This window comes from Janthinobacterium sp. EB271-G4-7A, assembly GCF_020858075.1.
Taxonomy (GTDB): Bacteria; Pseudomonadota; Gammaproteobacteria; order Burkholderiales; family Burkholderiaceae_D; genus Janthinobacterium; species Janthinobacterium lividum.
In genome coordinates this window covers 24,381-37,043 of sequence record NZ_JACYMI010000001.1, presented here as the reverse complement: position 1 = coordinate 37,043, position 12,663 = coordinate 24,381, and the positions used below count along the sequence as shown (strand labels likewise).

At 61.9% G+C, this 12,663-nt stretch carries 13 protein-coding genes; 4 read left to right on the top strand and 9 right to left on the bottom strand.

Annotated features, from left to right (window positions below; translation table 11 throughout):
• The first annotated feature begins 86 nt into the window (after positions 1–86).
• From IGS58_RS00170 to IGS58_RS00160, 3 genes are all read left to right on the top strand, one after another.
• The gene (locus IGS58_RS00170) at positions 87–521 is read left to right on the top strand and encodes a MarR family transcriptional regulator (RefSeq protein WP_070254780.1); all 435 of its coding nucleotides are present in this window, start codon (positions 87–89) and stop codon (positions 519–521) included.
• Between the two features lie 45 nt (positions 522–566).
• The gene (locus IGS58_RS00165) at positions 567–851 is read left to right on the top strand and encodes a hypothetical protein (protein WP_034778933.1); all 285 of its coding nucleotides are present in this window, start codon (positions 567–569) and stop codon (positions 849–851) included.
• A gap of 290 nt (positions 852–1,141) precedes the next feature.
• Positions 1,142–1,990: an HDOD domain-containing protein gene (locus IGS58_RS00160; RefSeq protein ID WP_070254782.1), complete on the top strand. Its 849-nt coding sequence runs from the start codon at positions 1,142–1,144 to the stop codon at positions 1,988–1,990.
• Here IGS58_RS00160 and IGS58_RS00155 read toward each other — a convergent pair.
• The 9 genes from IGS58_RS00155 to queA form a co-directional block, all read right to left on the bottom strand.
• Positions 1,987–2,151 carry a hypothetical protein gene (locus IGS58_RS00155; RefSeq protein WP_230520366.1) on the bottom strand — a complete coding sequence of 55 codons (165 nt, stop codon included), beginning with the start codon at positions 2,149–2,151 and terminating at the stop codon, positions 1,987–1,989. The two genes, IGS58_RS00160 and IGS58_RS00155, sit on opposite strands and share 4 nt — an antisense overlap.
• A gap of 196 nt (positions 2,152–2,347) precedes the next feature.
• The gene (locus IGS58_RS00150; RefSeq protein ID WP_230520365.1) at positions 2,348–2,974 is read right to left on the bottom strand and encodes a glutathione S-transferase family protein; all 627 of its coding nucleotides are present in this window, start codon (positions 2,972–2,974) and stop codon (positions 2,348–2,350) included.
• A 74-nt stretch (positions 2,975–3,048) separates the two neighbouring features.
• Positions 3,049–3,750: a helix-turn-helix transcriptional regulator gene (locus IGS58_RS00145; protein ID WP_070254786.1), complete on the bottom strand. Its 702-nt coding sequence runs from the start codon at positions 3,748–3,750 to the stop codon at positions 3,049–3,051.
• A complete protein-coding gene (locus IGS58_RS00140; RefSeq protein ID WP_230520364.1) occupies positions 3,747–4,496 on the bottom strand; it encodes a hypothetical protein in 750 nt (249 codons plus the stop codon). Before IGS58_RS00140 ends, IGS58_RS00145 begins: the two co-directional genes overlap by 4 nt.
• 74 nt (positions 4,497–4,570) lie before the next feature.
• A complete protein-coding gene (gene secF, locus IGS58_RS00135) occupies positions 4,571–5,593 on the bottom strand; it encodes a protein translocase subunit SecF (RefSeq protein WP_034778943.1) in 1,023 nt (340 codons plus the stop codon).
• Positions 5,594–5,683: 90 nt separating this feature from the next.
• Entirely contained in the window at positions 5,684–7,549 is a 1,866-nt protein-coding gene (secD, locus tag IGS58_RS00130) for a protein translocase subunit SecD (RefSeq protein WP_176385835.1), read from the bottom strand.
• 97 nt (positions 7,550–7,646) lie between these two features.
• Entirely contained in the window at positions 7,647–7,979 is a 333-nt protein-coding gene (gene yajC / locus IGS58_RS00125; protein WP_034778948.1) for a preprotein translocase subunit YajC, read from the bottom strand.
• 196 nt (positions 7,980–8,175) lie between these two features.
• Positions 8,176–9,315: a tRNA guanosine(34) transglycosylase Tgt gene (tgt, locus tag IGS58_RS00120; protein WP_034745502.1), complete on the bottom strand. Its 1,140-nt coding sequence runs from the start codon at positions 9,313–9,315 to the stop codon at positions 8,176–8,178.
• A 1-nt stretch (position 9,316) separates the two neighbouring features.
• Positions 9,317–10,372: a tRNA preQ1(34) S-adenosylmethionine ribosyltransferase-isomerase QueA gene (gene queA, locus IGS58_RS00115; protein ID WP_070254793.1), complete on the bottom strand. Its 1,056-nt coding sequence runs from the start codon at positions 10,370–10,372 to the stop codon at positions 9,317–9,319.
• Between the two features lie 178 nt (positions 10,373–10,550).
• Between queA and recG the strand changes: the two genes are divergently transcribed.
• Positions 10,551–12,653, top strand: coding sequence for an ATP-dependent DNA helicase RecG (gene recG, locus IGS58_RS00110; protein ID WP_115057596.1), 2,103 nt, complete (start codon positions 10,551–10,553; stop codon positions 12,651–12,653).
• The last annotated feature ends 10 nt before the right edge of the window (positions 12,654–12,663 follow it).

The window sequence follows — 12,663 nt, the reverse complement described above, 5'->3', positions numbered from 1 at the left end:
CGGACTTCCGCCCCCTCCAGCCCCTCATGCAAGGACGCATCCTGACGCGGCGGAAAAAAGCGGGGCGGAAGGATATAATCACTGCCATGGGTGAACGATATTTAAAAAGTATCCGGCTGCTGGCCGAATGCATGCAAGGCTTCGAGCGGTTTTCTAGCGACTTCGTGCGCCAGTACGGCTTGACGCATGCGCAATTCGACATCATTGCCACGCTCGGCAACACCTGCGGCATGTCCTACAAGGAACTGGGCCAGAAAACCCTGATTACCAAGGGCACCTTGACGGGCGTGGTGGACCGGCTGGAACAGAAGGGGCTGGTGATACGCGAACGTTGTCCACGCGACAAGCGTTCCTATTACGTGCGCCTGAGCTCCGAGGGTGAACAGGTGTTCCATGACGTGTTCCCCAAACTGACAAGGCAGGGCCAGCGCCTGTTCGACGGCTATACCGAAGACGATTTCATGCGGCTGGAAACCACCCTGGCGGGCTTGAAACACGCCATCGCCAACGGCCACGGCTGACCATTCACCAAGCACAGACATTCAAACAAGACAAAGGAAACCAAGTTGAAAACCTCACTGCTCGAAGGCAAAAAACCCGCTCATTTCGATAAACACATCATCGGCAACCTGCTGCTCAACGCCAGCACGCCGGAACTGGTGCGCCAGGAAAAACTGATCATCGGCGTGCGCAACGAAGACGGCGAAATCTACCGCCTGATCGGCGCCACCAAGCACAACAGCTTCATGAACGCCGTCGAGGAATTGTTCGACCTGGGCTTGACGGATGAGCTGGAAGACAGCGATGAACTCGTTGAAGGCTGCGATGCCATCTTCAGCGAATCTCTGTAGTAGCACTTGACAGTACCTGCTGCGCGGTGCGCTTTGCGGCCGGCGATGCTCACCGGCTCGGCGCCCCCGTACTAAAGTACGGTTGCGCTTCTCGGCCACAAATCCCATCCGCTCGCGATGGTCCTGTCCAGCGCCGTGACGAACGCTGTCGTTAGAAAAAAGGCATGCCACCCATATAGGAGCATGCCTTTTTCCGTTTACGGGGCTTTGCTTGCCTTTTGCTCGGCTGTTTGCGAAAAGATCACGGTTAAAAAGTTCCGCACGGAAATATTGCGAGTATAATTTTTTCAATGAACAGACTCGACGCCTTTAAAAGCATCGCCGCACAAGCCGCTCGTGGCGAGCTGACCTTTCCTGCCAATGTGGACGCTTCGCTCAAGCTGCAAGAGGCGCTGGCCGATCCCGACTGCCATATCGAGGCCGCCGCCAAGCTGGTGCAGGCCGACCCGCTGCTGGCCGCGCGCACAGTGGCCATCGCCAATTCCGTGGCGTTCAACCGTTCCGGCAATGAAATCACCAGCGTGCGCAACGCCGTGCAGCGGCTCGGCGTACGCACCCTGCAGTCGGTGGTGGCATCGCTGATCGTGCGCCAGCTGGGCAGCACCATCACCGATCCCGTGCTGCAAGCGAAGGCCAACCAGCTGTGGGAACATACGGCCCACGTGGCGGCCCTGTCGCAAGTGCTGGCCCGCCGCGTCACCAGGGTGGACCCTGATACGGCCCTGTTTGCCGGCATCATGCATGAAGTGGGCGGGTTTTATCTGTTGTCGCGCGCGGCCGAATTCCCCGGCATCCTCGACGGCGAACCGGAAGACTGGGTCGAACATGGCGAACAGGCCATCGGCCATGGCGTCCTGACCAAACTGAAGGTGCCGGAAGCGGTGATGGGGGCCATCGATGCGCTGTGGGAAGGCCTGCGCGCCATCCCGCCCGAATCGCTGGGCGACACCCTGCTGCTGGCGAATGACCTGGCGCCCGTCTCTTCGCCCCTCAACGAAAGCCCGGCCGCCATCGCCGTGCGCGCCGCCCGGGCCGCCGGCAGCATCGATTGCGTGATCGGCGACGATGCGACCTTGTCGAGCATCATGGAAGAATCGGACGATGAAGTGCAGTCGCTGCTGAAGGTGCTCGTACACTAAGCTGCAGGCTTCTTGCTCGCTGGCGGAGGTGCCGCCGGATTGAGCGTATCGACGATCAGCACATGCTTGTCCATGGCCGGTGTTCCCTGCTTTTGCTGGGCGACTTGCGTGGCAACCGCCTTGGTACTCAACAGGGGTTGCGGATGGCGTGGCATGAACATGACTTACCTGCTGGCAGTGGGATAGGCCCCATATGTGCAGCAAGTATCAAATTATCAAGCCACCTTCAAACGCCGGACAAAAAAAACCCGCTCGAAAGCGGGTAAAGTCCAAAGCTAGGGATGTCCTGAAAGAGACAGCCCTATCTTATGCGCTGTGCCGCACCAGCTCCGTGCGCTGGCACACTTAGCGCGCACATTAGCCCGGCAACAGCTCCACCTCCGTTTCCTGCCAGGCGCGCAACTGCCGCACGCGGGCAAACCACGCCTGGATGTGCTGATACTGCGCCAGCGGCAGCCGCACGGCCTCGCTGTACATCAGCGGCGCGGCCACGGCAAAATCGGCCAGTGTCACATCGTCTCCGCTGACCCAGCTGCGCCCCGCCAGATGCGCGTCCAGCACCACGGCGCATTCATGCAGGTCGCGCTCGCCGCGCGCCTCTTCCAGCGGGTCCGCCGGACCATTGCCCGTCATGCCTTTCCAGGCCCGTTCCCAGGCCAGCACGCTGATGGCAGGCGCGAAATGCTGCGCGGCCCAGAACAGCCAGCGGTTGACGTCGGCACGGGCTTGCGGCGCCTGCGGATAAATCGTCTGGCCCGGCACCTGCTCGGCCAGATATTGCATGATGGCGCACGATTCCCACAGCAGGAAAGCGCCATCGGCCAGCACGGGCACCTTGCCGTTCGGGTTCAGCTCGACCAGGCGGCGGCGGTCGTCCGCATTCATCAGGTCGACTTCCGCCAGTTCCAGAGGCAAGCCGAGGTGGATCGCCGTCATCAGGGCACGGCGGGCATTCGAGGACATGGGGTGGTGGTACAGACGCATGATGGATGGCTCCGGTGAGTGAAGAAGCCTCCATCGTAGGCCCAGGCACTGACAGTTTTTGTCAGGAGCGCAAATCAGGATTCAGGATCGATATCATGCGCCTTGCGCCAGGCCTCCAGCAGCACATGGCGCCGCGTGGGATAGCGCTCCTCATGCTGCTGCACGCTGGCGATGCGGTCGATGCGGAAATGCCGGTAGTCGCCGCGCAACTCGCACCAGGCAGCCAGCAGGCGCTTGCCTTCGAAAAAGGCCAGGGCAAACGGCCACACCGTGCGCGAGGTGGCACTGCCATGCTCATCCTGATAGGCAAGCGTGAGCTTCTGTTCGTAGCGGATCGCCTCGCGCACGGGCTGCACGTAACGGTCGGCCGGCTGCGTGCCGTCGGCGGGACGCCCCAGCGGTACCCACAAGCTGGTCTCGGCCATGCTGTCGCGCAGGTCGCGCGGCGAGGCGGCCGCGATCTTGGCCAGCGCATTGCTGGCCGCCTGCGCCAGGCCCGCATCGCCCTGCCGGCGCACCCAGCGCGCGCCCAGCACCAGCGCTTCCAGCTCATCGGCGCCGAACATCAGCGGCGGCAGGAAGGCGCCGCGGCGCAGCACGTAGCCGATGCCGGCTTCGCCCTGCAAGGGCGCGCCCAGTTCGGCCAGGGTCTGGATATCGCGGTAGATCGTGCGCTCGGAAACACCCAGCTGCTGCGCCAGCTGGGCCGCCGTGACTGGCACGCGCCTGGCGCGCATGGCGTCCATCAACAGGAACAAACGGCCGCTGCGGCTCATGGACAGGCCTGCAAGCCCTGGTCGCCCATGACGAGGGCCGACAGGGCCGGCACGTACAGATAGCCGTCGGGCGCCAGGCGCGTCGCGCGCGTCCCCTCGTCCACACCGGCGATGCCGTAGCAGCGCTGCAGCCGGGCGGCGGCCGGCCACCAGTAGACGGCCGCCTCCTGGTCGGGAAAGCGCAGGCGCACGCTATCGGCCTGCATTGCCACCTGCCGGAAGTCGCGGTAAAAGGCGGGGACAATGCCCAGCTCCGCGGCAAATGCCGCCTCCAGCGCCGCCGTCTGCGCCAACTGGGCCGCCAGTGCCGCTGTTTCGCTGTCCAGGTCCTCGACCGCCACGCCCGCTTCAACCAGGCTGCGCCGCATGTTCGCCCGGTTCGCCTGCGCGCGCAGGAAGGCCGATTCCTGCAGCGCCAGTACGGCATCGGCCGGAATGTGCTTGCGGCGCGCGGCCGGGAAGACATACAGCGCGCAGCTGCCGGCGCACATGGTGTCGATGGCGATATCGAGCCGCAGCTGGCTCACCAGGCGGCCCAGCTGCATCGCCGCCAGCGGATCGCCGGCGTCGCTATTCACGCGCAACAGCGTCATACCCGGCGCGGCCAGCAGCCGCAGCTTGTCCACGTCGCCCTCGGCAATCGGGCCGCGCATGGCGATGCTGTCACTGCCACCGCGGCTGAAATCGGCGGCGCCGGCCAACGCCGTCACGCCCGCCATCACACCTGCCCAAAAAAAACGCTTCATCATCATCCGCCATAAAAAAAACGACCACCGCAAACGGTGATCGTTCTTCATTCGACCTGCAAAAAAACCTGCGCTTACACCACGGCGCCGTCGGTTTCGTCTTTTTCCTTGACCGGCTTGATCAAGTCTTCGCGCTTGACGCCCAGCCACATGGCGATCGAGGCCGCGACGAACACGGACGAGTAAATACCGAAGCAGATACCGATGGTCAGCGCCAGTGCGAAATGGTGCAGGGTCTGGCCGCCGAAGACCAGCATCGACAACACCATCATCTGGGTGGAACCGTGGGTGATGATGGTACGCGAAATGGTGCTGGTGATCGCACTGTCGATCACTTCATGCACGGTTGCCTTGCGCTGCTTGCGGAAGTTTTCGCGGATACGGTCAAAGATCACCACCGATTCGTTGACCGAGTAGCCGAGCACCGCCAGGATCGCCGCCAGTACCGTCAACGAGAATTCCCACTGGAAGAAGGCGAAGAAGCCCAGAATGATCACCACGTCATGCAAGTTGGCGATAATGGCCGAGACAGCGTATTTCCACTCGAAGCGGATGGCCAGGTAGATCATCACGCCCAGAATCACCATCACCAGCGCGTTCAAGCCGTTCTGCGCCAGTTCCTCGCCCACTTGCGGGCCGACGAATTCGACTTTCTGCAAGACGACCGCTTCGCTGCCGGCCGCGTCCATACAGGCGCTCTTGATGACGTGCTCGCCCTTTTCGGTGACGGTATCGATACCCTTGGTCGTGCCTTGCTCGGCCTTGCACAAGGCTTCAAACACGCGCTGCGACGTGTTCGCGGCGCTGACGCCATTTTCCACCGGCAGGCGGATCATCACGTCGCGCGCCGTATCGAAGCTGGTCACGCCCGGCTCTTCGTAGCCCATGCCGATCAGGGTGCCGCGTATGCCTTCGAGATTGGCCGCCTTCGGGTACTTCACCTCCATCAGGGTGCCGCCCTTGAATTCCACGGACAGGTGCAAGCCCTTGTGCACCAGGAAGAAGACGGCGGCAAGGAAGGTCACCGCCGAAATCACGTTGAAAATCAACGCATGGCGCATGAAGGGAATATCTTTTTTAATCCGGAAAAATTCCATGAAATCCTCTGAGTTCTATTCTGTGCGTCCGGCGGCTGTGCCACCGGACGCTATCGCTGTTGACGCTATTGGGTAAGGCTGGGCCGTCGCTTATTTGCTGGTGCCCGGCACCCACACCGTGCCGATCGACAAGGTCGTCAGCTTTTTCTTGCGGCCATACCAGAGGTTGACCACGCCGCGCGACACGAACACGGAGGAGAACATCGAGGTCAGAATACCCAGGCAATGCACAACAGCGAAGCCGCGCACGGGACCGCTGCCGAACGCCAGCAGTGCCAGGCCCACGATCAGGGTAGTCACGTTCGAATCGAGAATCGTGGCCCAGGCGCGGTCGAAACCGGCAGCGATCGCCGCTTGCGGCGTATTGCCGGCGCGCAGCTCTTCGCGGATACGTTCATTGATCAGCACGTTGGCGTCAATCGCCATACCCAGCGCCAGCGCGATCGCGGCGATACCTGGCAAGGTCAGGGTCACCTGGATCATCGACAGCAAAGCGATCAGCAACAGCAGGTTGGCGGCCAGGGCCAGCACGCTGAAGGCGCCGAACAGCATGTAGTAGGCGATCATGAAGATGGCGATGGCGATGAAGCCGTACAAGGTCGAGTGGAAGCCCTTGGCGATGTTTTCCGCACCCAGCTGCGGCCCGATCGTGCGTTCTTCGATGACGGTCATCGGTGCGGACAGGGCACCCGAGCGCAGCAGCAGCGCCAGTTCATTCGCGTTTTCCGCGCCGCCCATGCCGGTGATCTGGAAGCGCGAACCGAGTTCCTGCTGGATGGTGGCAACCGACAGCACTTCCGGCTTGCCCTTTTCAAACAGCACGATGGCCATGCGCTTGCCCACGCGTTCACGCGTCGCTTCGCGCATCTTGCGGCCGCCGTCGCCGTTCAGGTCGATCGACACGGCCGCCTGCTGGTTCTGGTCGAAGCTGGCCGTGGCGCTGGAGATATAGTCACCCGTCAGGATCACGTCTTTCGCCAGTACGACAGGAACACCCTTGCCAACCGTAAACAGTTCCGAGTTGAATGGAATAGCGCTCGACAGTTCGGTGCCAGGCACGATGGTTTCATCAACCAGGCGCACTTCCAGGGTCGCCGTGCGGCCGATGATGGCTTTCGCGCGGGCCACGTCCTGCACGCCAGGCAATTGCACCACGATGCGGTCAGGACCTTGCTGCTGGATCAGCGGCTCGGCTACGCCCAGCTCGTTGACGCGCTTGGACAGGGTGGAAATATTCTGTTTCACACCTTCGTCGATGGTTGCCTTCAGGGCCGCCGGCTTCAGGGTGATGTTCAGTTTCAGGTCGCTGCCTTCGCCCGCATCGGCGAACGCCAGCTCCGTCATCTGGTCGGACAATACATTCTTTGCCTTCAGGCGCGTTTCCGCGTCGCGGAAGTTGATCTGCACGCTGTCGCCCACGCGCTCGATGCCGGCGTGGCGGATATTCTTGTCGCGCAACACGCTACGCGCGGCGGACTGGACGCCCTGGACTTTCTTGTTCAGTACGGCTTTCGCATCGACCTGCATGAGGAAGTGCACGCCACCGCGCAAGTCCAGGCCCAGGAACATGGGCAAGGCATGCAATTTCTGCATCCACATCGGCGTATTGGCTTGCAGATTGACCGTCACGATGAACGCGGGATCGGTGGAATCAGGATTGAGATCCTTTTCCAGCACCAGCTTTGCCTTGAACTGGGTATCGGGATCGGCGAAACGCACGCGCACGGAGGCCAGGTTGCCGGCGCCATCCATGGTGACACCTTCCGACTTGACGTTCTCTTTCGTCAATATTTGCTCGACTTGCGTCATCAGCTCGCCCGTCACTTTGACGGTCGACTTGCCGCTGGTTACTTGTAGCGCCGGTGATTCACCGAAATAATTGGGCGCCGTATAGAGTGCGCCCAGCAATAAGGCGACGACGATGATGATGTATTTCCAGGCAGGATAGCGATTCATAGTGATTCAGCGTTCAGTGTTGAGCGTCGGAGGCGTCCCGAGGGGCGGCCGATAGCCGCCCCGGGTCTATCATTGCCGAAGCAATGACAGCGAGGAATTACAGTGCCTTCAGGGTGCCTTTAGGCAGCAAGGTGGTAATGGAGCTCTTTTGCACCGTGACTTCGGTGCCGGTCGCCACTTCGATGGTGACGTAAGCGTCCACTACCTTGACAACACGGCCCAGCATACCGCCGGCGGTGACGACTTCGTCACCCTTGGCCAGCGCGTCCATCATCGCCCGTTGTTCTTTGGCGCGTTTTTGCTGTGGGCGGATCATCAGGAAATACATGACCACGAACATCAATACCAGCGGCAGGAAGCTGGTCAGGTTGCCGCCGAGGCCCAGGGCTTCGGTTGGGGCTTGCGCATAAGCGTTGGAAATGAAAAACACGGTGACTCCAGTTCTAATCAGTTTGAAAAAATAGCGCTGTATTCTAGCATTGGCTATACGTCATAACCCGAATTGCAGCCATGGCAACTTTAAATGGGGCTAAAAAAGCATTATGCAATGCTTTATCGCCCCAGTCCAAGCACCAATACACAAAACTTCCGGCCATGCTGCCGCCAGCCATCAAGCTAAGCTTTTCTTAAGTTCCGCGTGCGCGTTCCGCATGGAATTGCAGGGTAAACGCGTGGAAACGGTCTTCGTCCAGCGCCTCGCGCATCTGGCGCATCAAGTCCAGATAATAATGCAGGTTGTGGATGGTATTGAGGCGCGCGCCGAGGATTTCCTTGGAGCGGTGCAAATGGTGCAGATACGCGCGCGAGAAATTGCGGCAGGCGTAGCAGCTGCAGGTCTCGTCGAGCGGCGCCTGGTCTTCCTTGTACTTGGCGTTCTTGATCTTGATGTCGCCAAAACGGGTGAACAGCCAGCCATTGCGGGCGTTACGTGTCGGCATGACGCAATCGAACATGTCGATGCCGTTCGACACGCCCGCCACCAGGTCTTCCGGCGTGCCCACGCCCATCAGGTAATGCGGCTTGTTGGCCGGCAGGCGCGGACCCACGTGGGCCAGCATGCGCATCATGTCTTCCTTCGGCTCGCCGACGGACAGGCCGCCGATGGCGATGCCGGGGAAATCGATCTCTTCCAGCTTGGCCAGCGACTCGTCGCGCAGCATCTCGAACATGCCGCCCTGCACGATGCCAAACAGCGCATTCGGGTTTTCACCGCGGTGGAATTCATCTTTCGAGCGCTGCGCCCAGCGCAGCGACATGCGCATGGACTTGGCCGCTTCCTCGATGGTGGCCGGGCGGCCCTGGATTTCGTACGGCGTGCATTCGTCGAACTGCATGACGATGTCGGAGTTCAGGACGCGCTGCACCTGCATCGACACTTCCGGCGAGAGGAACAGTTTATCGCCGTTGATGGGCGAATTGAAGTGCACGCCCTCTTCCGTGATCTTGCGCATGGCGCCCAGCGAAAACACCTGGAAGCCGCCCGAATCCGTCAGGATCGGCTTGTTCCAGCCCATGAAACCATGCAAGCCGCCAAATTTCTCCATGACAGTGTTGCCAGGACGCAACCACAGGTGAAACGTGTTGCCCAGGATGATCTGCGCGTCGATCTCGTTGAGTTCCAGCGGCGACATGGCTTTCACGGAGCCGTAAGTGCCCACTGGCATGAAGATCGGCGTCTGCACGACGCCATGGTTGAGTTTCAAGGTGCCGCGGCGTGCCTTGGTCAGGCCGCTCGTGTCGGTCTTGAGTAATGTAAATTCCAGCATGTCAGTCTTTCACGGGAGTATCAAGGTTCAGCGCAGCGCGCGATTGCGTGGTGAGCAGCATCGCATCGCCATAGCTGAAGAAACGGTAGTTCTGCGCGATCGCATGCGCATAGGCGCTGCGGATCGGCTCATAGCCGGCAAAGGCCGACACCAGCATCAGCAGGGTCGATTTCGGCAAATGGAAGTTGGTGATCAAACGCGTCACCGTCTTGAACGCATAGCCGGGCGTGATGAACAGGGCCGTATCGGCGCTGCCCGCCACCAACTGGCCGCTTTGCGAGGCCGACTCCAGCGCGCGCAGGCTGGTCGTGCCGACGGCGACCACGTCGCGCCCGGCAAGTTGGGCGGCGCGCACGGCGTCGACGGTTTCCTGCGGCATGGTGTACCACTCGGTATGCATCTTGTGCTCGGCCAGCACTTCCGTGCGCACGGGCTGGAAGGTGCCCGCGCCCACGTGCAAGGTCACATAGGCAAAATTGACGCCCTTGGCCTTCAATTGATCGAGCAGGGCCTGGTCGAAATGCAGGCCGGCCGTCGGCGCGGCGACAGCGCCGGGGACCTTGTTGAACACGGTCTGGTAGCGCGTCTCGTCGAATTCGTCCGCATCGTGCTCGATATACGGCGGCAGCGGCAGCCGGCCATGCGCCTCGATCAGCTCGAACACGTCGGCCTCGAAATGCAGGGTGAAGAACTCGCCGGCGCGCTGGCCCACCGTTACATCGAAGGCATCGGCCAGGCGGATACGGCAGCCGGGCGGCGGCGACTTCGACGCGCGCACCTGGGCCAGCACGGTGCGGTCATCGAGCACGCGCTCGACGAGCGCCTCGATCTTGCCGCCGCTTTCCTTGACGCCAAAGAAGCGCGCTTTGAGCACGCGCGTATCGTTCATCACCAGCAGGTCGCCCGCTTGCAACAGCCCGACGATGTCGGCGAACTGGCGGTCAGCCAGGGTATCGCCGTCCAGATGCAACAGGCGCGAAGCGCTGCGCTCGGCCAACGGAGTTTGCGCAATGTTTTCTTGCGGCAAATTAAAATCGAAATCGGAAAGCGAATACATGCGTTTTGCTTCAAAAGTACATCAAAAATGATTAGGAGTGCGCAATGGAACATCTGGCACTATACTGTGCGCCTATACAGGCATTACAATAATCCGCCGCAACAATTTACAACTGCGGTACGCACAGGGTGTGCCGGACAACCCTCTATTTTACGCTAGCGGCACAAAAATCTCCGATATGTCCGAACCCAAGCCCGATCTTCCTCCCGCAGCCAAGCCGGCCGCGAAGCCGAAAGCCGTCAAAAAAGTGGTCAGCACGGAAAGCCGGCTGGCCAAACTGGGCTTGCGCACGGATATGGACCTGGTGCTGCACCTGCCGATGCGCTACGAGGATGAAACCAAGGTCTACACGATACGCGACGCCTGCCTGCGCGGCGGCGAGTCGTGGCAAGTGGAAGGCGTCGTCACCAAGTGCGAAGTCAATTTCAAGCCGCGCAAGCAATTGCTGGTGACGATCGCCGACGAAACGGGCAATTTGCTGCTGCGCTTCATGAATTTCTACGGCAGCCAGGTCAAGCAGCTGGCCGAAGGCACGCGGGTACGCGCGCGCGCCGAACTCAAACACGGCTTCTTCGGCGCCGAGATGGTGCACCCGACGTACAAGGTGGTCAACGAGGGCGCGCCGCTGCCCACGGCCCTGACGCCCGTGTATCCGTCCGGCGAAGGCCTGTCGCAACACGTCTTGCGGCGCGAAATCGCCGACGCCATGCGCCGCATCGACTGGCAGGATACCTTGCCCGATCATTTGCTGCGCGAGATGCAGCTGTCGCCGTTCCGCGCCGCCGTGCACCTGCTGCACTATCCGCCGCAGGACATCGATGAAAGCGCGCTGATGGACCGCTCGCATCCGGCCTGGGTGCGCATGAAGTTCGATGAGCTGCTGGCGCAGCAGCTGTCGCTGAAACGCGCCCAGCGCGCGCGCCGCTCGAAAGGCGCCGCTTCCCTGCCCATCGTCGGCACGCTGTCGGATGCCTTTGGCGCCGCCCTGCCCTTCAAGCTGACGGGCGCTCAGGCCCGCGTGCTCGATGAAATCCGCGCCGACCTGCGCCAGCCGTATCCGATGCAGCGCCTGCTGCAAGGGGACGTCGGCAGCGGCAAGACGGTGGTGGCGGCGTTGTCCGCCACGCAAGCCATCGACAGCGGCTACCAGGCAGCGCTGATGGCGCCCACGGAGATTCTGGCCGAACAGCACTTCCGCAAGATCGCCGCCTGGATGGAGCCGCTGGGCGTGAAGGTGGCCTGGCTGACGGGCAGCCTGAAGAAAAAGGAAAAGACGGCGGCACTGGCCCTGATCGAATCGGGCGAAGCGCAGCTGGTGATCGGCACGCATGCGCTGATCCAGGATAACGTGCTGTTTGCCAAACTGGGCCTGGTCATCGTCGACGAGCAGCACCGCTTCGGCGTGGGCCAGCGCCTGACCCTGCGCAACAAGGGCGACAGCGCGGCCGTGCCGCACCAGCTGATGATGTCGGCCACGCCCATCCCGCGCACCCTGGCCATGACCTATTACGCCGACCTGGAAGTGTCGGTGATCGACGAGCTGCCGCCGGGACGCAGTCCCATCGTCACGCGCGCCATCGACCAGAACCGACGCGACGAAGTCATCGCCCGCGTGTATGCGGCCGCGCTGGAGGGCCGGCAGGTGTACTGGGTCTGCCCCCTGATCGAAGAATCGGAAGCACTGCAGCTGCAGACAGCCACCGACACCTACATGATGCTGGCCGAAGCCTTGCCCGCGCTGCAGGTGGGCCTCGTGCACGGACGTTTGAAACCGGCGGAAAAGCAGGAGGTGATGGACGCCTTCATTGCCGGCCATATCCACGTGCTGGTGGCCACCACCGTCATCGAAGTGGGCGTCGACGTGCCGAACGCCTCGCTGATGGTGATCGAGCACGCCGAGCGTTTTGGATTGTCGCAGCTGCACCAGCTGCGCGGCCGCGTGGGACGCGGCTCGGCGGCCAGCGTCTGCCTGCTGCTGTATCAGGGCCCCTTGGGCGGCGTGGCGCGCCAGCGCTTGATGACCATGCGCGAAACGACGGACGGTTTTGAAATCGCCCGCCGCGACCTGGAAATCCGCGGCCCCGGCGAATTTCTTGGCGCGCGCCAGTCCGGCCAGGCCATGCTGCGCTTCGCCGACCTGGAAACGGATCAATGGTTAGTAGATCAGGCGCGCGACGTGGCGCACGACCTGCTGCATGCCACCACGGCGGCTGCCGCGACCACCGTGGAAGCGCACCTGGCGCGCTGGCTAGGTGGAAAAGAGGAGTTCCTGAAGGTGTAAATCGGGTATT